This is a genomic window from Bacillus sp. Bos-x628, assembly GCF_040500475.1.
In the GTDB taxonomy this organism is placed as follows: Bacteria; Bacillota; Bacilli; order Bacillales; family Bacillaceae; genus Bacillus; species Bacillus maqinnsis.
In genome coordinates this window covers 2817222-2836233 of sequence record NZ_CP159358.1, presented here as the reverse complement: position 1 = coordinate 2836233, position 19012 = coordinate 2817222, and the positions used below count along the sequence as shown (strand labels likewise).

Genomic DNA, 19012 nt, shown 5'->3' with positions numbered 1-19012 from the left:
CTCATTAGTCAAAAAATGAGCTTACCTAAATCGTTACACCTAATCTGCGTAACATGTTTTACTAATTAGGACTAACTAATGAATATGTAGGTTATTTTGAAACAATTATTGTGGTTTCACAGTAAATTCGATATAATTTTATTTGGTATTTTAACTTAAAGTTTTTTAGTATAAGTGTTTTTCAATGTCTAGGGGGAAAAGGAGAATCGTCATGAAAAAATTAGTCTTGATCGGCGGAGGTTACGGGAATATGCGGGTTCTCCACCGCTTATTGCCAAATCAATTACCTGATGATGTAACCATCACATTAATTGATCGAAACCCTTACCACTGTTTAAAAACAGAATATTATGCACTTGCTGCTGGAACAATCTCTGATCATCACATTCGAGTATCCTTTCCAGAGCATCCAAAGCTGGATATTCAATATGGGGAAGTTGAAAAAATTGATCTTGAAAACAAACTGATCTTATTCAGCGATCGTGAACCGATTCCATATGACGACACTGTCATTGGACTCGGCTGTGAGGACAAGTACCATGATGTCCCTGGTGCAAAGGAACATACATACAGCATTCAAACCATTGATCAGTCAAGACTTACGTATAACAAATTAAACAACTTAAGTGCAGGTGCAACGGTTGCGATTGTCGGTGCTGGGCTAAGCGGGGTAGAGCTAGCCAGTGAACTGCGAGAAAGCAGAGCTGATTTAAACATTATTCTATTTGACCGTGGAGAACTGATTCTATCAAGCTTTCCAAAGAGATTAAGTCTATATGTACAGAAGTGGTTTGAAGAAAATGACGTGCAGATCATTAATTGCGCAAATATTACGAAGGTTGAAGAAGGACTCGTTTATAACCATGATCATGCGATTGAAGCAGATGTCATTGTGTGGACAGCAGGCATTCAGCCAAGCAAAGTGGTACGAGACATGGAAGTTGAAAAAGACGCACAAGGTCGTGTGGTATTAACACCTCATCATAATCTCCCTGGAGATGAGCATGTATATGTCGTTGGTGATTGTGCAAGCCTTCCGCATGCACCAAGTGCACAACTTGCTGAAGCACAGGCGGAACAAATCGTCCAGTCTCTACAAAAACGTTGGAAAAACGAGCCTCTACCTGAAGCGTATCCGCAGTTTAAACTGAAAGGCGTATTAGGTTCTTTAGGAAAAAAAGCAGGCTTTGGCTTAGTTGCCGATCGTCCGCTTGTGGGACGTGTACCAAGACTACTAAAATCAGGACTCCTTTGGATGTACAAGCATCACAATGGTTAATTCTATGCGAATTTTTTCTCAAAGCTCCTTAACTTGAAAAGGAGCTTTTTTCTATGAAACGGCATGTGCCGATGGTTTTGTAAAACGTATAGGAGCAAGGGCAAGAATGCAGTCTTTACGAAATGTTCTCATTGTCTTCTTCGATAAACAATACGCTTGTATCAATTGTTCAGATTGACGGTGTACAATCATTTTCCGCTTCGTGCAATCTCCGTTTTTCTTCATATAAATCATTTCAATCGGTGTTTTCTGATGAAGAGATTGTTTAAGTAAATCATTCATAATGCTCACGCTCCTTTGATTTCATTATAAACGAACATGCGTTCTTTTTCAATCCTAAAAAGAACGTGCGTTCTATTTATTTTTCTCAAAAAAAGAACAGCTTATTCGCTGCTCTCTTTGTAGCCGTACTTCTTCATTTCTTGATAAATGTCTTTTAGTCTTGGATTGCCTTCTCCGACAATTTGATCCTCTACAAGGACTAGCGGATAAAAGAACTCATCCTCTAAAATCCGCTGGGACAGCTCTTTTTGACGTTCATTTTCCGGAGGTTGCTCAATATCGACATATGTGATGCGAAAAGGTTGATTCGGATATTTTCGTTTTAACGCTGCAGCTAACCACTCATATGTATCTTTTGAAGAAGGCAGATTCACGCAGCTGGCACATCGTACATCTCTTCCATATACGTAAAGATCAACGATTTGATTCATTCTACAAGCCCCCTGTTCTTTTTTCATTTTAGCTGAAATTTCTGTTTGAAAAAAGTCAAAATGACTTTTTGTTTCAATATAAGAATGTGCTATAATGAGAAAGAAACTTTGAAACCAATCAATAGATTTTTATCGTCCAGATGAATATAATGGTGATATGTTGTGAAAGGAGCGAATATCTCTAATGACTGAAGTCGAAATGAAAGACCAAGTACAGGAAGTACTGGACAAACTTCGTCCATTTCTATTACGTGATGGTGGAGACTGCGAGCTTGTAGACATTGAAGATGGTATTGTAAAATTGCGTCTTCTTGGTGCATGCGGAAGCTGCCCAAGTTCAACCATTACACTTAAAGCCGGTATTGAGCGTGCATTATTAGAAGAAGTGCCTGGCGTTGTAGAAGTTGAACAGGTTTTCTAAATCATATATGAATACAAAAACGACCCATTGCAGGTCGTTTTTTTTATGTGGATAGCTTCTCTCGAAACCATTCATTGATAAAGGTCAGTCTTTGTATTCGTTGCGCGGGATGACCGCTTCTGGATAAATCATGAGACGCTTTCGGAAATTTGATCAGTCGTGTATCTTTCCCAAGCTCTTTCAATGCTACAAATAGTTGCTCTGCTTGGTCTACCGGACAGCGATAGTCTTCATCACTGTGTAAAATCAGAAGAGGGGTTTGCATCTGCTTCGCATATTTTAATGGAGAACGGTCCCATAACTTGTCAATAGAATCGTAAATATCTCCACCAATCTGCCACCTCGTAAAGAAATAGCCAATATCACTTATTCCATAAAAGCTAATCCAGTTTGAGATCGACCGCTGCGTGATAGCTGCTTTAAAGCGATCCGTTTGTCCGATTATCCAGTTGGTCATAAATCCGCCATAACTACCTCCAGTCACACCAAGCCTTGTTTCATCAAGAATATCATCTGTTTCTAACACATAGTCAACGGCATCCATGACATCCTCATAATCTACATCACCATAGTTTCCTCTCACGCGGTCGGTAAACATCTGACCATACCCGTGACTACCATGAGGATTCACGTAAACAATGGCATACCCTTCAGAGGCGAGCATTTGAAATTCATGAAAATACGTATGACCATACATCGCATGCGGTCCTCCATGAATCTCTAGAATGAGCGGGTACTTTTTCCCCTCTTCCACATGGGCAGGCTTCATCAGCCAGCCATACACCGTATCACCTTCCTTCGATTGAAAAGAGAACGGCTCTGGCACTGACAATGTATGTTCCTTTAGGAACGACTCATGCTCAAAGGTCAGCTGCTTTAGTGCTTGTTCCCCTAAAGTCAGCTCATACAGCTCACTTGGAGAAATGGATGACAAACGACTGACCAGCATCTTTGTTTCATCTGGATGAAGACTGAAGTTGGTGATATGTTCCGCCTCTAGTCGAACTGGATACGCTAATCCTTCAATCGAAAAATAGTAAATTCCTGTACTTCCTTGATCAGATACAAGCGCATAAAACCCTTGACTATCTTTTGTCCATTGCGGGATTTGATTAACGTCACCTATCACACTATCACCTGCTACACAATTGCCAACATACATATCGAGCATTTCAGATAGATTGAGGATATTCTCTCCCTTCAAATCATACAGCCATAATGACGGAAAGGTTGCATTTTGGAATTCTCGTTCATGTCCAATAAACACAAGTTTTTCTCCGTTTGGGGAAAAGGATACGCTAGAGTAGGCCCCCTTTGATTGTGTTACTTTTTTGGTTGTACCATCCTCTAATGAAAAGAGAAACACATCACTTATGTAAGGCGTGCGAAGGGTTGTTTGAATATATGCTAGCCATTTTCCGCAAGGAGATATCGTATGATTCACATGGTTTGCCTGCTGTTTGGTGATTTGCTCAATTTTCCCTGAAAGAGTATCCACTTTGACGATTTGTGTAAAGCGACCTTCTAAAAAACCTCTTCCATCCGCTTTATACGTCAAATCATCATATATCGCTGGAGCAAAATCGTCTCGTTCTTGCTTTTCCTCGTCTTCTACAGATTCTGTTTGTTTTAAAGGAACGCCCGCATAAATGAAAGAACCATCCGATGAAAAGACTGGATTTGATATCCCGTATGGAATCTTCGTTAAGATGCGGATACCGCCTCCCTGACTTTGAATTAATGCAAGTTGTGGGATTCCCTTCGGCTTTTGTAAAATAAATGCAAGCTGCTCTCCATCGTTAGACCAAGCTGGCTGATGGTGCTTTCCATCTTCGAATGTCCACTGAGATATTTTCGCTTCCGCTTCATTTCTCATCCACAAATGAATATTGTAATCATCTCTTTGCTCATTCACGGTTACTTTTGTAAAGACAGCCTTTTTCCCGTCTGGCGAATAGATTGGGTTAGAAACGGAAACGATTTTCGTCAAATCTTCTGCGACAACCGACTTTTTCAAAAATGAATCTCCCCCTTTTATCCCATAAAAAATAGTTCGATCCTCTAAATAACAATCCCTGCTTTCTCCTTTAAAAAAATTCAATAAGAAAACAAAATGAGAACGTGTGCTCAATCCACACGTCCTACACTTGATTGACAGTATGATGTTCAACGACAACACCTTCTACCGGTACCGTCAGTAAATCTACTTCACAATGCGGGAAATTCTGTGAGAGTTGTTGTTTAAGTGCTTCTCCCTTCCCTTTTTCAACTAATGTGAGGATGGTTGGTCCAGCACCGCTTAATGCCGTTCCATACGCTCCTTTTAATGAAGCAACGTGTTCAACCTTAGACAACTCTGGCACGAGCATGGTGCGATAAGGCTGGTGAAATAAATCCTTATTCATCATTTCTCCGACAAGCGACCAGTTTTGCGTCATTAAGGCAGCGACAAGGACGTTACTCACAGCACTCGCTGTTACTGCATCTTTATATGAAAAATCCTTTGGCAACACATCTCGGGCATCTTTTGTCAGTACTTCATAAAAGGGAATGACCACCACAACATCTATATCCACATGCTGTACTTTGACAGCATGCGTTCTGTCTTCTTCATGAAGACCGATTAATAAACCGCCAAATAAAGAGGCACCTGCATTGTCAGGATGACCTTCTACTTCACTTGCAAAAAATAACTTCTTATCATCTGATATATTCAGTCCAAGTAGTTGGTTCGCAAGTTCAACGGCTGCCACAATTGCGGCGGCGCTGCTGCCTAACCCCCTTGCCAATGGAATATCACTCCACACTTTCACATGAACAGGCGGGAGTGTTTTTCCAAAGTCATCTGCGACCTTTTTGGCTGTTTGATATATTAGATTATCAGTGCCCGCTGGAATATCAGACACGACATCTGTTTCTGCTTCAAACAGCCAGTTGTCATGGGCGTAGACCGATAGCTTTAAATAGCGGCTAAGCGCCATTCCCACTGAATCAAAACCTGGTCCTAAATTGGCAGTGCTAGCTGGTACTGTGATTGAAAAAAGCATGGAGGCTTCACTCATACGCGTGCGGCCCTTTCTAAATGGGCAAGAATTTGATTTTCGTCTGCATCGAGGGTGACCGGTTTGATGTGTGAAATGTCAATGGCTGTGTTTGGATCTTTCAAGCCGTTTCCTGTTAAGACCGCAACCACTTTATTGCCAGGTTTGATTTCACCAGATTTCACTTGTTTCAGCACACCTGCAATGGAAGCACATGAGCCTGGCTCTGCAAAAACACCTTCTTCACGGGCGATCATTTGATAGGCATGAAGAATTTCTTCATCTGTTACTTCATCAATTTTACCATTTGATTCGTCTGCCGCTTGAACAGCTTGTTTCCAGCTCGCTGGATTTCCAATGCGGATCGCAGTCGCAACCGTTTCCGGCTGCTGAATGACTTCATTTCTGACGATTGCTGCCGCACCTTCAGCCTCAAAGCCGCGCATCACTGGCAGTCCGGTTCCCTTTCGTTCATGATATTCTTTGAACCCTTTCCAGTAAGCAGTGATATTCCCTGCATTTCCAACAGGAATAGCAACTACGTCTGGTGCAGAACCAAGCTGTTCACAAATTTCAAATGCGGCTGTCTTTTGTCCTTCAATTCGATAAGGATTGACTGAATTGACAAGTGCAATCGGTGCTTTTTCACAAATGCTACGTACAATCTTAAGTGCATCATCAAAGTTGCCGTCAATAGCAATAATTTCCGCACCATACATGACCGCTTGTGCCAGCTTACCAAAGGCAATTTTCCCATCTGGGATAATGACGATACATTTCATATCTGCACGAGCCGCATAAGCGGCAGCAGCTGCAGATGTGTTCCCTGTCGAAGCACACATGATCGTATCATTGCCTTCTTCTTTTGCCTTTGCAACGGCCATGACCATTCCTCTATCTTTAAAGGAACCGGTTGGATTGACACCTTCTGTTTTCACATGCAGCTCAATGCCAAGCTTTTCAGAAAGCTTGGCCAGATGGATCAGAGGTGTGTTTCCCTCATTGAGTGTGAGTTTTGGTGTTTTTTCGTTTACTGGTAAGAAGTCTTGAAATTCTTCAATAAGTCCATTCCACTTCATCAGCTTAAACCGTTCCCTTCTACTCGATAAGTGCTCTTCACTTGAACCACAACGTCGAGATCATTTAATTTTTGCAAAATATGAGAGAAATCTTCTTCTGACGTCTGATGTGTAATAATGACAATCTCAGCCAGTTCATCATGTCCTTGAATTGGAAGCTGAAGTATTTTTTCAAAGCTGATGCCCCGTTCAGCGAAAATAGACGTAATTCGGGAAAATGCCCCTACTTGATCTCTGACATGAATTCTTAAAAATTGCTGTGCAAATATTTCAGATGATGATTTGATTTTTTTCTCAAATTGCGGCGCGATAAATCCGCTTCCGTTCACCCCAAGACGCATGTTTTTCATCACAGCCATTAAATCTGATACAACGGCTGTTGCTGTTGGTAAACTACCTGCTCCAGGCCCATAGAACATCGTTTCTCCCACTGCACTTCCGTAGACGTACACAGCGTTGAATTCATTATTGACTGAAGATAGCGGATGATGATCAGGTAATAGGGTAGGCTGTACACTGACCTCGACTTTATCCCCATCTCTTTGCGCAATGCCGATCAGCTTCATTGTATAGCCAAACCGTTTACTGAAATTTATATCTTCATCAGAGATTGCCGTGATACCTTTGACCGTTACATCCTCTAATTCCACATTCATTGAAAAACCAAGCCTTGCAAGAATGGCCATTTTTCTCGCTGCATCCAATCCTTCAACATCTGCAGTTGGATCCGCTTCAGCAAAGCCAAGATCTTGTGCTTCCTTTAATACATCCTCATACGCACTTTTTTCGACATTCATTTTCGTTAAAATGAAATTTGTTGTGCCGTTGACGATTCCCATCATCTTTGTGATTCGATCAGAAGCTAATCCTTCTTCTAATGTTCTGAGGATTGGAATTCCACCAGCCACACTCGCTTCATAATAAAGATCGCAGCCGTTCTCTTTCGCTACATGTGATAACTCTGTTCCATAAAGTGCCATTAAATCTTTGTTAGCTGTAATGACATGTTTCTTTTCATTTAAGGCATTAATTAAGTATTGTTTTGTATGTTCAATGCCGCCCATCACTTCAATGATGACGTCGACCTTTGGATCTCTAATCACATCATATACTTCAGTTGTGAAGACCTCTCTTGCCACATCCACATCTCTTTTTTTGTCGGGATTGCTAACAAGTACTTTTTGTATTAATACAGGACAGCCGATCTGGTGCATGAATTTATCCTGATGATCTTGAATAATCTTGACGACACCGCTCCCCACTGTTCCTAATCCTAGTAATCCAACTCGAATTGCCTCCACCTGAAATTCCACCTTTCTCCGTAAATGTCCTTTCTATAAGGACATTTGTTAACCTAACACAGACATTCAATGTACACACATTATAAAGGGGTATCCTCATTTTGACAAGATGATAAAACAGAACAATATCAAAATGAAACCGCTTAACATCTATTTATATCAAGATTCTATATATTCTAAATATTTTTGTTAGAAAAGCTCCCGAACTTTAGATGCTTTTCATTTAAGGATGAATTGGCGTTTTTGCTTGTTTACCATGTAAGACAAGGGCTATGTTCTCTGCACAAAGATGCATCATTGCTTTTCTTGTCTCTACACTTGCGCTTCCGATATGAGGAAGAACCGTCACATTGTTTAACTTGGTTAACGGATGGGTGGGACTGACAGGTTCCTGACTAAACACATCTAAGCCCGCTCCTGCAATTTTACCAGTTGTGACAGCTTCATATAGCGCATCCTCATCGACGGTCTGTCCTCTTGATACGTTGATGAAATAAGCAGATCTCTTCATCTGATCAAATGCCTTTTCATTAAACATGAGCTTCGTTTCTGGCGTTAATGGCGTGAGACACACGATGAAATCAGATTCAGATAGCAAATCTTCAAAGGATGCATATGAAACACCTAATTGCTTCTCGACCTCGGGCTTTCTTGACCGGTTATGATAAAGCACCTTCATATCAAAACCCTTTGCCCGCTTTGCAAGCGCTGTTCCGATACTGCCCATCCCGACAATACCAAGGGTTTTATGATGAATATCGGCACCAGCAAGGAGAAATGGTCCCCAGCCTGTCCATTTTCCCTTCTTCATCCAATCGCTCGCCTCGACGATCCGTCTAGCCGATGCCATGAGAAGCGCAAAGGCTAAATCAGCCGTGGATTCTGTTAATACGTCAGGTGTATGACAGACAATAATTCCTTGTTCTTTTGCAGCTTGAACATCAATATTGTCATATCCAACAGCAAGGTTTGCTACAACCTTTACGTTTGGAGCATTTGATAAAAGCGCCTCATCCACTTGATCTGACAGCATTGTCAGCAGTCCATCAGCTTTTGCTGCTTGTATCTCTAACTCTTCTCTTGGACAAGGCTCATCCTCGTGCGGCCACATACCAATATGAGCGACTTCTTTTAAAGGTGTGAGTGATGTTTCGTCTAGTTTTCTTGTGATGTATACATAAGGTTTTGTCAAGAAGACCACTCCTTTATTTTTATTAATTCAAGCATAACGAAAAACGCCTCAAGAGAAAAGAGACGTTTGAGGTTATTCACTTTACAAATAAGCAACTTGATTGATCCAGCTAATAGCTGGAATCAAACTTCCTCCGCTTCGCATGGCACTCATTTCCTGAAAGACCTTAAGAAAATATTCATAGCGACTCACATCATTCAATACATATTCTAACCGCTCTTCGTAATAAGACTTTTCACTTTCACTTGACATATAGTAACCTTCCACGATTTCAAAATAATGAAGCGGAAAGAGGAGACGGCTGTATAACAATCGTTTTGAAAATGAAGAAAGTGGCATGACTTGCTCATATTGCTGTAAAAAGGAAAAGCCTTCTTCGATTAAATCTTCTTTATGCTGTACAAATGTTTCTCTTAAATATTCGGCAATATCTCTTGTTGGATGATCAAATACCCAATCTACAGGTAAACGAAGAGGCTGACCAACCGGCCATGTCATGCGCGAAAAACGCTGATGGCAGACAGTACCTGAGTCGCATTCTTTCGGTATATCGTCGAACTCAGTATCAACTAAATATTGAATTGCATTTTCCGTTAATCCTAGATAATACGGAAAGGATTCAATAAATTTTTTTTCAAATGGTTCAAGCGGCTTTTGGTGCATTTGCTGCATCCAAAACCCTTCAAGCTGATCTAATCGTTTTGCCCATAATTCCTTCCAAGCTCCCACCCGCTTTGTTTCTGACACCTCATAAGGAAACCCTCTTCCCCTAAGATGAAAAGCCGCCAACTCTGGCGCAAGCTGAAATGAACGGCTAGTGACCGGCGGTGCTGCCTTTAAGAGGGCATACAGCTCCTTTCCGTGTGTAAAGGTTGGCTTGCCTTCTTTTGTTAATTCAAACACAGCGACGTATGGGTCACCTTCATTCAGTAAATACTGACTGATATAATAAAGCTCTGTGACTTCTTCTTCTCGCAAATGAGATACCGGAACAATAATGAACAGAGCCTTCGCCGTTTGAAAGCTCTGATAGCTGCCATATGGGATAAACTGGCGAACATCAATACCAAATGTGTAATAAATTGTTTCTTTCATTTTTTCACCTGCGTTCATATGATCGATCTCTTATCATATCGTAGTCGCAGGTTGATGGAATTATGAATACTATTTAATATCCTAAGTTTTTTACACGTTGTGGACAAATTACGAGGATTGGGTGAATAATAGATGCCAAATCATCATGAGATGAACGAAGTAGAACAAAAAGCAAGACGCCGTTTGCAAGAGCGAGGCGTAACCATTCAAGATATTGCAGATCTCGTCTACTTTTTACAGGAAAAGTATCATCCTGGCCTAGACATGTCAGAATGTATCCATAATGTGGAGCGTGTCATTGCAAAACGCGAAGTGCAAAATGCAATTTTAACAGGCGTTGAACTGGATGTCCTAGCTGAACAAAAGAAACTGACAGAACCGCTCCAATCGATTCTTGAAACTGACGAAAGCCTTTATGGAGTGGATGAAATCTTATCTTTTGCTATTGTCAATATTTACGGTTCTATCGGCTTTACGAATTATGGATATATTGATAAAGAAAAGCCTGGGATTCTCGGCAGACTAAATGACAAATCCACAGGTGAGTGCCATACCTTCTTAGATGACATTGTAGGGGCAATTGCTGCGGCCGCTTCAAGCCGGCTTGCACATAGTGCGAGAAATGCTAAATAAAAAAAGAGGACACTGCGTGACGCATGTCCTCTTTTTTATTTACAGTCGCAGCATCCACTCGGATAAAGAATCAATCACATACGTTGGCTGCTTTTGATACTGCTGAAGCAACTCTTTTGTTGTCACGCCTGTATGAACGAGCAGTGTATCCATTCCTGCATTCATGCCTGCCATGATATCTGTGTCATAGTTATCGCCAATCATCAGTGTCTCAGACACATCTGTGCCAAGTACCCGCATTGCTTGTTCCATAATGATAGACTCTGGCTTCCCAATAAACGTTGGCTGGACGGTCGTTGATACTGTCAGCACAGCAGTTAAAGAGCCATTTCCTGGTAAGAGCCCTCTTTCTGTTGGGATGGCAATATCTCCATTCGTGGATACAAATTGCGCACCATTACGAATCGCAATGGCCCCCACTGCTAATTTTTCATATGTAATGCCTCGGTCAATACCAACAACGACGAAATCTGCGTTTTCATGTCCAAAGTGTAATCCTTTTTCTTCGATGGCTTGCTTGATTCCTTCTTCTCCGATGACATAGACCGATGCATCTTTCTTTTGTTCAGCAATATAGTTGGCTGTCGCCATACTTGTTGTAAATACTTGTTCTTCTGTTGCTGGAATGTCGAAAGAAACGAGCTTTTCCGCTACCTGCTTTGGGGTACGCGATGAATTGTTCGTCACAAATAAATAAGGGATTTGCCTTTCATTTAATTTTTGAACAAATTGACCCGCTTCTTCTATCTTTTCAGTTCCTTTATACATTGTACCGTCTAAATCAATTAAATAGCCTTTGTATTTCATAATGACTTCACAACTCCAATGGTTTATTTAAATGCTGATACTGGACCAAGCTCCTGCTCCAAATAAGTACGAATCCTCTTCGGAAAGACGTGAAGCGCCTTTTCTACTTCGCTGATTACTTGCAATAAGTCGCGGTGAGCGACATCTTGATATTGTTGAACAAGTGTTTTTCGGCATGAGAACAGTTTTTTCAACTGACTGCCTTCATCAACTGGAATGACCTTTTCATCTACAAGAATATCCATGATGTCATTATAGCTTCCAGGATCACGCATAATAAATCCATCAATCATGTCATTTCCTGTATCAAGAATACATTCGACGAGCAAATGGACGATACGTTCCAGCGCTTTTTTCTCTAATGGGCTTGTCCATGTTTGGTGACTGCGCATCAAGTCATATTGCTCTTCGAAAAAACGTAATGTCTCTTCTATCTTGTTTCTGTCTACGAAATACATCATGACGCTCCCCTTTGCGTTATTTTCTGATTCGTTTTAAGACAAAATATGCACAGCCAAAATTACAGTATTCATAAATATATTCATCGAGTGTGCTAATTTTCGTATCAAATGTGGCCTTTTGATTTTGGTCATCAAAGAACCCTTTTAGCCTTAGCTGATTGTAGCCCCAATCGCCAACAATATAATCATACTTATTTAAAATATCTGAGTATCTCGCTTTAAATGCTTCTTCATTAAAGCCGTCTTTGACTTCTTTCACAAGATCAAAGGTAGCATTCTGAATGACGATCATCTTCTCACCTCTTTTTAAACGATCCATCTTTAATGATAATTCATTGGAAGAACTCCATCAATTGCTAAAGCATGTTTTTTCAGTTTTAGACGAAACTAAAGAAAAAAGGAGGTCACTTTTATGATGAAACGACTTACAGCCATCATCTTCCTGTGCATGCTTTTAGGCGGGTGCGGCATTCAATCAGGAATGAACAGGCAAGTGGATGAAGATTCTTCAAGTAAAACCATCAGGCTGTCTGACCGTCATGAAGGAAACAATTCCAACATGCCAGAAGCCGACACAAACAGAGCAGGATATGTTCGTTATCAACGGCAGCAAGTAACGGATCAGAAAGAAAAAACACCTGCTTTAAACCGCGAACATCTTGCCCATGTGATTACAAGTTTAGCCGTACAGCTACCTAACATTCAAGATGTAGCGACACTTGTCACAGATGAGGATGCACTCATTGTGTATCGAACAGGAAATCGAAATAGAGATGAATCAGCCGATCAAGTAAAGAAAACAGCCGTTTCTGTTCTCCCTCGTTATTATCATGTGTACGTCTCTGATAATCCAGAGCACTTTCAATCCATTGCCAATTTTTCACGTCTTCAAACCAATTCACGCGATTTTGATCAAATTTTAACAAAAACCATTCAGCAAATGAAATACTCACCTCAAGGCGGGGATATTTCAAATAAGGAAGATCCAAATGGAATGACAAACTCTGACCGTACTATGAGGCGGAATGCGCCTTATGGTCAAAATTAGCACGAAAAAAACGCCAGAACTCTCAAATCCTCTGGCGTTTTCTGATTATGCCTGCGCCTGACGTTTTTTGGACGCTTCGTTTACTTGCTCATCTGCATGATATGAAGAACGGACAAGCGGACCAGCTTCACAGTGGCTAAATCCTTTTGACATCGCAATTTCCTTCAGCTCTGCGAACTCATCTGGATGGTAATATTTTTGTACTTTTAAATGCTTCTTTGAAGGCTGTAAATATTGACCAATTGCCATGATGTCAACGTTATTGGCAAGAAGATCATCCATGACTTCAATGATTTCTTCCTTCGTTTCACCGAGTCCAATCATAATGCTTGATTTTGTTGGAATGTCAGGCTGCATTTCCTTTGCACGACGCAAGAATTCTAATGAACGATCATATGTAGCACGTGCACGAACTCTTGGTGTTAACCTACGCACTGTTTCAATATTATGATTTAAAATATCAGGACGTGTATCCATTAATGTCTTCAAATTATCGTAATTACCACCCATGTCTGAAGGGAGAACTTCAATCGTTGTAAATGGGCTTTTTCTTCTAATTGCACGAACCGTTTCAGCAAATACGCCCGCTCCGCCATCTTTTAAGTCATCTCTTGCAACCGCTGTGATAACAGCGTGCTTTAAGTTCATTAAAGCAACAGAATCTGCTACACGTTCTGGCTCTTGCAAGTCAAGCTCAGTTGGAAGTCCAGTTTTCACCGCACAGAAACGGCATGCGCGCGTACAAACAGAACCGAGGATCATAAATGTAGCGGTTCTTCTTACTGCCCAGCATTCATGAATATTCGGACATTTCGCTTCCTCGCAAACAGTATGAAGGTTGTTTTCTCGCATCATTTTTTTCAGACCGGTATAGTTTTCATTTGTATTCAGTTTAATTTTAAGCCAGTCCGGCTTCCTTACGTGCTCTTCCTTCTTTGCCAATTCCATCATCTCCATATGAATTCATTAAGGTGCATATACAAAAATCTTCCTGCTATATACGATGGATGCAGCCTAAAGCTGCAAAAAAATGATTCTTCGGCTAAAGCCTTTTCTCTAGACACTTTAACATAGTACAGATTGAACAACAAGAGAATGAGCTGCAAAAAAACCCAAATACCTCCTAAAATGAGCAGAAGAAAAATTACTAACATTTTCTTCTTATGAAACATAGCAATCAAACCACACTAAACGATAGGACATAATATTGGAAGTAAGGAGATGGACGTTTGTGAAAGTTGTTTTAGCCATAATGATTGCTCTTTCAATGATACCTATCCCTATTCATGCACAAGAATCTCACCATAAGAAAGATGAACTGAAACAGCGAATGGCATTATATGAAAAAGTCGCTATGACAACACAGGTTCCATGGTATGTGCTTGCCGCTGTCGATCAATATGAACAAAACATTCGAAAAAGCAGAAGAGATTTGCCAAAACAAAAAGGTGTGATCGGCATTTACATTCCCCGGGAAATGTGGATCGGCCCAGAAAATCCGAATAAGCATGATTCATCTCCACTTAGTATTAAAGTATTTGACGGCATTGGACTTGATGGAAATGGGGATGGGAAGGCTGAAAGTGATAACGATGAAGATGTGTTATTTACATTCGCTCAATATTTGCTGCACTATGGCACTGGAACCGATCAATTAAAAATCGCCTTATGGGACTATTATGGACGTGATCAAACGGTTGGTATCATTTCATCTTTTATGAAGTTATTTAAGCATTATGGCCATCTTGATCTAGATCAACATGCATTTCCGCTTCCAGTCGGGGCTGATTACAGCTACCGGAGTACATGGGGAGATGCGAGAGGATTTGGCGGCAGAAGAATCCATGAGGGGACTGATTTATTTGCACACTATGGTCTTCCTGTACGTGCAACATCATACGGCGTCATTGAAATGAAAGGCTGGAACCGCTTTGGCGGATGGCGGATAGGAATTAGAGACATTCATAATCATTATCATTATTTTGCCCATTTGAACGGTTTTGCAAAAGGACTCAAGACTGGACAGATTGTTGAACCTGGACAGGTCATTGGGTCTGTCGGAAGCTCAGGGTATGGTCCGCCTGGAACAGCGGGTAAGTTTCCGCCTCATCTGCATTATGGCATGTACAAAGACAACGGACGAACTGAATGGTCATTTGACCCATATCCGCATTTAAAGGCGTGGGAGAGAGCCGAACGTAAAAGAAAATCATAAAAAACACAGCCCAATACATTGATTGGGCTGTTACTCTTCTTTATCCTTTTTCTCCGGCAGAACAATGGATGGAGAAGTCGAATTCGTCCCGCTTCCATTATAATAATCAGGTACATCTCCTTGAACCGCTTGTATTGATACAGGAACAGAATTTTTCACGACAATGGTTTCAGAGGCAAACGGGATGATGACCCTTACCTTGACTTCTATGAGAACACTGATATCAATCAGTGCATTATTTATGCCATATGGTTTTACATTTTTTTCGACGTCGGTATGCGGGTCGCCAATGAGACTAAATCGCACAGGTACTTTTGGTCCTAGATTTGCAATGAGTGCATTTCCAGAAATTTGTCCTAGCGGGATATTGTATATAATACCGTCATGGCCGTCTGTTTGATTCTTTAATGCTTCTTTGGCTTTCTTTTGAAAAATCCCCTTTTCAATGTCTTCTAGATTTTTTTGAAGGTGACGTGACAATTCAGCCATTGCTTTTGATGTTGCTTGTGCATTAAAATCTATCGTCGTCACTTTTCCATTCTCACTTGTATTCATCACAACCATATCTTTCATATTTTCCTGATCTGCTGCAAAATCCTGAACAGAATATTGAATGAGATGATTCGCAATGCGTTCTGTCTCTAACTCGGCAATATGAATCAGTGTTGGTTTAATCGAACGGTTAATGAAGAAGAGGCTTATAACCGTTGACAGCACAAAAAATAAAACGGCAAGCAGCATGACATAACGAAATGGCAAAGGGCCCTTTTTGTAGGGGCGATAACGACGGTTCATTCTCATTAAAAAATCCCCCCTTCTACATAACAAGTGTATGCAGACAGGCGGGGGGATAGGAATCATCTCTACATTTTATTTCACCATTTTTAATAATGCGTCTCTTCCAATCGTCCCAGCTTGAATTCCTAACGCTTCTGCAGCGTATGTCACAGATTCCAAAGGGGCATCCAGCAGTTGTTCGATCGTTCTAACACCGACAGCTCTCCCTGCGATGATGCCTCTGTCTGCGAGCTTTTCATTTAAGAGCCCGACATCAAGTGCACCGCACATGATATAACCATGCTCATTTGTAACTGCCATGAAATTGGTCTTTGGCAGTTTGACTGTGACGGCTGTAAAGGAATGCCCATCAATTGTCATAGGCGTTAAATTCACCAAATCCCTTCACTCCCTTCATCACAATCTATGTGAAATGAAGGCGAGTGTTGTTAGGCTGAAGCGGAAATCACCTAGCTTCCTTCAATCGCCAACTAAGCAAATCACGTAAAAACTCCGGCATAAAATATTCAATGTGTTCATGATCACGTATATGAGGAAACAGCGATCCTAATGTATACATATCAACAGTTCCAACTGTATATGAATCATCATCTTTGATCAGATGTCCATTGACAAATACAGCCTGTACCCGTTTTGCTTTTTCTGCTTCTATTGTATAGGTTAATCCGCTATATAGCATTTTCCCCATCACTTCACCTCTGAAGCCGAAGCCCTTGATGCGAAGCTGCTCCATTTTCTCTTCAGCTGCCCGCTGGACTGTTTCTCGGAGCTGTTTGCCGGTAAGAGTCACACGAATCGGATTAATCGGATGGGGGCATATGCGATGAATCTCTTCTCTTGTCACAACCCCAGCCTCTAAAGAATCCAGTACCATGCCTGCATTCATCATGCCGATATCTGCCCCGCACCAATCTTTAATGGCATCTGTTAATAGCTGCGGAAGAGGGGATGTGTCGAACCATTTTGTTTCAAGCTTCGTCTGGATCGACGTCACTTCCTCCTGCATGAGTAATTTTGCCCTTTTCTCTGCTTGCTTTAAGGTGATAATGGCCTCTTCTGATTCGCTTAACAATTGATCCACTAGTTGTACAGTCGCTTTCTTCTCTAAGAGTTGTCTCTTCTTTGAGTCAAAGGTCAGCTCAACGCATCCAATATAATGACCATACTTTTCAGCACACGCTAATAGCACCCCGTTCTCTATTTCTCCGTTTTCTAAAAGGTGATGCGTGTGTGAACCTAAGATGACATCTATCTCTGGGAAATCATGTGCTATTTCGCGATCATGGGTGATGCCAAGATGCGAAAGGAGCACAATGAAGTCAGCCTGTCCTCTTACCTCATGCAACATATCTCGAATGCTCTCAAATGGATCTGTAATGTCCCAGCCAAGCTGCTTATATACAGGTGTATAAGCAATCGTGACACCTAGGACACACATTGTCAGCCCGTTTTCTAATGTCATCATATGATACGGCTTTGCCCAAGAAGGACGCTTCCCTTTCTCATATAAATTAGATAGGATCACCGGAAAATGTGCATCTTCATACAATTGATCCAGTTGATCATGGGGCAATGTAATCCCCTCATTATTTCCGATTGTGACCCCATCATAGCCAAGCTGATTTAGGAGCTGAACATTCACTTTTCCATAATCGGCTTCTGACATCAGGTTCACTCGGTCCATATGGTCGCCAATATCGAATAATAGCATTTGGTCGTGAACCTGGCGCTTTTCTTCAATATAGGCTGCAATTTTTGGCCAGTTCTCAAAATGGCTGTGCAAATCGTTTGTATGATATAACCATAGCTTCTGCAGCATGTCGATCTCTCCCTCAAGTTGTCACTGAACCATATCATTCAGGTTGAAAGCCGCAGCTCTCCTTTAACTAAACAAGTCTAACTGCTTCGGGGATAAGCTTGAATAGGTCAGATCAAGTAAATCAATCATTTGCTGACCATTCGTCGCCGCATCTCCGCCGGAGTTATTATTAAACACGACATAAACATCTTTCGATTGCTGATGCAAGATGTCGAGATTCGTTTTCCATTCCTTTAATTCAGCTTCATTATATAAATATAAATATCGGACTTCACGCCAGTTTTCGTGATCTGCCGGATGAAGCCAGCCCTCTTTATTCCTTCCGTGAAAACGGACTAACGTTTTGTCAGGATGTGTGGCTTGTATCACTGGCGGAATCGATCCCTCACCGACTTGAGGTTCATCACACACAGAATGAATCCACTCTTCTTTCTCCATAAAAGAAAGGGTTTGATGATAAAATTCGCTCGAAAACCATGTTCGATTTCGGAATTCAAGTGCACAAGGGATATCCCCCATTTTCTCCTTACACCACCTTAAATATTGAACATGTTCCTTTTTACAATTAAACCATGGTGGAAATTGAAACAGCACCATCGCAAGCTTTCCTTCACGAATCAGCGGAGTCAGCGATATTTTAAATGCATCAAACATTTCCTCTTTTGAGTCAAATGGCATCTCGCCCCTTTGATGTCCCGTCATCCCTTGGTACGCTTTCACCACGAATTGAAAGGCGTCAGGCGTATCCTTTATCCACTTTTCATGATTGCGCTCGGGCTGAACAGCATAAAAACTTGCATCCAATTCCACAATTGGAAACGTCGAAGCATAGTGAAACAGCTTTTGTGTGCTGCTTATTTTCGGTGGGTAAAGACTGTCATGATCTCCCCAACCAGTTAATCCGATATAAATCAAGTTTGTCACCTCTTACCACAAACAGGTATGTTTTATTAGACGGCTTTCTTATGCACGCATCTTTGTCCTTGGGATGCCCATTTTTCTGAAAGAAATTCTTCTGTTTACAACATATCATATTTACCCATAATTCTGAATGAAGATGACTGACGCATGTGCCATTCTGATCTCTTTTTTGTTTGTTATATTAATTGA

Annotated in this window: 20 protein-coding genes and 1 pseudogene; 5 read left to right on the top strand and 16 right to left on the bottom strand. The window is 41.1% G+C overall.

Annotated elements, in window-relative coordinates; translation table 11 throughout:
* Nucleotides 1–211 precede the first annotated feature (211 nt).
* Complete coding sequence (locus tag ABVJ71_RS14550) at nucleotides 212–1279, top strand: NAD(P)/FAD-dependent oxidoreductase (RefSeq protein WP_353854653.1); 1068 nt, start codon at nucleotides 212–214, stop codon at nucleotides 1277–1279.
* Nucleotides 1280–1330: 51 nt separating this feature from the next.
* On the opposite strand, the gene ABVJ71_RS14545 is transcribed toward ABVJ71_RS14550, so the two are convergent.
* Together ABVJ71_RS14545 and ABVJ71_RS14540 are read right to left on the bottom strand one after the other, a co-directional pair.
* Nucleotides 1331–1561: a hypothetical protein gene (locus ABVJ71_RS14545; protein ID WP_353854652.1), complete on the bottom strand. Its 231-nt coding sequence runs from the start codon at nucleotides 1559–1561 to the stop codon at nucleotides 1331–1333.
* 101 nt (nucleotides 1562–1662) lie between these two features.
* Nucleotides 1663–1992 (bottom strand): YuzD family protein, encoded by a 330-nt coding sequence (locus tag ABVJ71_RS14540; protein WP_353854651.1) that lies wholly within the window; start codon nucleotides 1990–1992, stop codon nucleotides 1663–1665.
* An 84-nt stretch (nucleotides 1993–2076) separates the two neighbouring features.
* Between ABVJ71_RS14540 and ABVJ71_RS14535 the strand changes: the two are divergent.
* Nucleotides 2077–2413 (top strand): annotated as a pseudogene (locus ABVJ71_RS14535) (NifU family protein).
* Nucleotides 2414–2456: 43 nt separating this feature from the next.
* On the opposite strand, the gene ABVJ71_RS14530 reads toward ABVJ71_RS14535, so the two are convergent.
* From ABVJ71_RS14530 to yutH, 6 genes are all read right to left on the bottom strand, one after another.
* On the bottom strand, nucleotides 2457–4430 hold the full coding sequence (locus tag ABVJ71_RS14530) for a S9 family peptidase (protein WP_353854650.1): 1974 nt from the start codon (nucleotides 4428–4430) through the stop codon (nucleotides 2457–2459).
* 124 nt (nucleotides 4431–4554) lie between these two features.
* Entirely contained in the window at nucleotides 4555–5475 is a 921-nt protein-coding gene (gene thrB, locus ABVJ71_RS14525; protein WP_353854649.1) for a homoserine kinase, read from the bottom strand.
* Nucleotides 5472–6533: a threonine synthase gene (thrC, locus tag ABVJ71_RS14520; protein WP_353854648.1), complete on the bottom strand. Its 1062-nt coding sequence runs from the start codon at nucleotides 6531–6533 to the stop codon at nucleotides 5472–5474. The genes thrB and thrC overlap by 4 nt, the downstream gene beginning before the upstream one ends.
* A complete protein-coding gene (locus tag ABVJ71_RS14515; RefSeq protein WP_353854647.1) occupies nucleotides 6533–7834 on the bottom strand; it encodes a homoserine dehydrogenase in 1302 nt (433 codons plus the stop codon). The genes thrC and ABVJ71_RS14515 overlap by 1 nt, the downstream gene beginning before the upstream one ends.
* A gap of 223 nt (nucleotides 7835–8057) precedes the next feature.
* Entirely contained in the window at nucleotides 8058–9026 is a 969-nt protein-coding gene (locus tag ABVJ71_RS14510; RefSeq protein ID WP_353854646.1) for a D-glycerate dehydrogenase, read from the bottom strand.
* An 81-nt stretch (nucleotides 9027–9107) separates the two neighbouring features.
* Nucleotides 9108–10139 carry a spore coat putative kinase YutH gene (yutH, locus tag ABVJ71_RS14505; protein WP_353854645.1) on the bottom strand — a complete coding sequence of 344 codons (1032 nt, stop codon included), beginning with the start codon at nucleotides 10137–10139 and terminating at the stop codon, nucleotides 9108–9110.
* A 114-nt stretch (nucleotides 10140–10253) separates the two neighbouring features.
* Here yutH and ABVJ71_RS14500 point away from each other — a divergent pair, with 114 nt between their 5' ends.
* Nucleotides 10254–10754, top strand: a complete 501-nt coding sequence (locus ABVJ71_RS14500; protein WP_353854644.1) for a phosphatidylglycerophosphatase A — start codon at nucleotides 10254–10256, stop codon at nucleotides 10752–10754.
* Between the two features lie 39 nt (nucleotides 10755–10793).
* Here the strand turns inward: ABVJ71_RS14500 and ABVJ71_RS14495 are convergent, their stop codons facing one another.
* The 3 genes from ABVJ71_RS14495 to ABVJ71_RS14485 are packed head-to-tail and all read right to left on the bottom strand — an operon-like array spanning nucleotide 10794 to nucleotide 12314.
* Nucleotides 10794–11564 (bottom strand): TIGR01457 family HAD-type hydrolase, encoded by a 771-nt coding sequence (locus tag ABVJ71_RS14495; RefSeq protein ID WP_353856700.1) that lies wholly within the window; start codon nucleotides 11562–11564, stop codon nucleotides 10794–10796.
* Nucleotides 11565–11584: 20 nt separating this feature from the next.
* Complete coding sequence (locus ABVJ71_RS14490; RefSeq protein WP_353856699.1) at nucleotides 11585–12019, bottom strand: DUF86 domain-containing protein; 435 nt, start codon at nucleotides 12017–12019, stop codon at nucleotides 11585–11587.
* A gap of 19 nt (nucleotides 12020–12038) precedes the next feature.
* Nucleotides 12039–12314: a YutD-like domain-containing protein gene (locus ABVJ71_RS14485; protein ID WP_353856698.1), complete on the bottom strand. Its 276-nt coding sequence runs from the start codon at nucleotides 12312–12314 to the stop codon at nucleotides 12039–12041.
* A 120-nt stretch (nucleotides 12315–12434) separates the two neighbouring features.
* On the opposite strand from ABVJ71_RS14485, the gene ABVJ71_RS14480 reads away from it, so the two are divergent.
* Nucleotides 12435–13070, top strand: a complete 636-nt coding sequence (locus tag ABVJ71_RS14480; RefSeq protein WP_353854643.1) for a YhcN/YlaJ family sporulation lipoprotein — start codon at nucleotides 12435–12437, stop codon at nucleotides 13068–13070.
* Nucleotides 13071–13115: 45 nt separating this feature from the next.
* Here the strand turns inward: ABVJ71_RS14480 and lipA are convergent, their stop codons facing one another.
* Nucleotides 13116–14012: a lipoyl synthase gene (lipA, locus tag ABVJ71_RS14475; RefSeq protein WP_353854642.1), complete on the bottom strand. Its 897-nt coding sequence runs from the start codon at nucleotides 14010–14012 to the stop codon at nucleotides 13116–13118.
* 325 nt (nucleotides 14013–14337) lie between these two features.
* Here lipA and ABVJ71_RS14470 point away from each other — a divergent pair, with 325 nt between their 5' ends.
* Nucleotides 14338–15285, top strand: a complete 948-nt coding sequence (locus ABVJ71_RS14470) for a M23 family metallopeptidase (RefSeq protein WP_353856697.1) — start codon at nucleotides 14338–14340, stop codon at nucleotides 15283–15285.
* A 30-nt stretch (nucleotides 15286–15315) separates the two neighbouring features.
* Here the strand turns inward: ABVJ71_RS14470 and yunB are convergent, their stop codons facing one another.
* From yunB to ABVJ71_RS14450, 4 genes are all read right to left on the bottom strand, one after another.
* Nucleotides 15316–16086: a sporulation protein YunB gene (yunB, locus tag ABVJ71_RS14465; protein WP_353854641.1), complete on the bottom strand. Its 771-nt coding sequence runs from the start codon at nucleotides 16084–16086 to the stop codon at nucleotides 15316–15318.
* A gap of 69 nt (nucleotides 16087–16155) precedes the next feature.
* Entirely contained in the window at nucleotides 16156–16461 is a 306-nt protein-coding gene (locus tag ABVJ71_RS14460) for a DUF1805 domain-containing protein (protein ID WP_353854640.1), read from the bottom strand.
* Nucleotides 16462–16528: 67 nt separating this feature from the next.
* Entirely contained in the window at nucleotides 16529–17902 is a 1374-nt protein-coding gene (locus ABVJ71_RS14455) for a bifunctional UDP-sugar hydrolase/5'-nucleotidase (protein ID WP_353854639.1), read from the bottom strand.
* A gap of 63 nt (nucleotides 17903–17965) precedes the next feature.
* The gene (locus ABVJ71_RS14450) at nucleotides 17966–18817 is read right to left on the bottom strand and encodes a DUF72 domain-containing protein (protein WP_353854638.1); all 852 of its coding nucleotides are present in this window, start codon (nucleotides 18815–18817) and stop codon (nucleotides 17966–17968) included.
* Nucleotides 18818–19012: the final 195 nt, after the last annotated feature.

Excerpts from the sequence above, each read along its gene's own strand:
- ABVJ71_RS14540 (WP_353854651.1), bottom strand. The coding sequence starts at position 1,992 with ATGAATCAAATCGTTGATCTTTACGTATATGGAAGAGATGTACGATGT.
- ABVJ71_RS14485 (WP_353856698.1), bottom strand. The coding sequence starts at position 12,314 with ATGATCGTCATTCAGAATGCTACCTTTGATCTTGTGAAAGAAGTCAAA.
- ABVJ71_RS14455 (WP_353854639.1), bottom strand. The coding sequence starts at position 17,902 with ATGCTGCAGAAGCTATGGTTATATCATACAAACGATTTGCACAGCCAT.
- ABVJ71_RS14550 (WP_353854653.1), top strand. The coding sequence starts at position 212 with ATGAAAAAATTAGTCTTGATCGGCGGAGGTTACGGGAATATGCGGGTT.
- ABVJ71_RS14480 (WP_353854643.1), top strand. The coding sequence starts at position 12,435 with ATGATGAAACGACTTACAGCCATCATCTTCCTGTGCATGCTTTTAGGC.
- thrB (WP_353854649.1), bottom strand. The coding sequence starts at position 5,475 with ATGAGTGAAGCCTCCATGCTTTTTTCAATCACAGTACCAGCTAGCACT.
- ABVJ71_RS14470 (WP_353856697.1), top strand. The coding sequence starts at position 14,338 with ATGATACCTATCCCTATTCATGCACAAGAATCTCACCATAAGAAAGAT.
- thrC (WP_353854648.1), bottom strand. The coding sequence starts at position 6,533 with ATGAAGTGGAATGGACTTATTGAAGAATTTCAAGACTTCTTACCAGTA.
- yutH (WP_353854645.1), bottom strand. The coding sequence starts at position 10,139 with ATGAACGCAGGTGAAAAAATGAAAGAAACAATTTATTACACATTTGGT.
- ABVJ71_RS14490 (WP_353856699.1), bottom strand. The coding sequence starts at position 12,019 with ATGTATTTCGTAGACAGAAACAAGATAGAAGAGACATTACGTTTTTTC.
- ABVJ71_RS14500 (WP_353854644.1), top strand. The coding sequence starts at position 10,254 with ATGCCAAATCATCATGAGATGAACGAAGTAGAACAAAAAGCAAGACGC.
- ABVJ71_RS14545 (WP_353854652.1), bottom strand. The coding sequence starts at position 1,561 with ATGAATGATTTACTTAAACAATCTCTTCATCAGAAAACACCGATTGAA.
- yunB (WP_353854641.1), bottom strand. The coding sequence starts at position 16,086 with ATGAGAATGAACCGTCGTTATCGCCCCTACAAAAAGGGCCCTTTGCCA.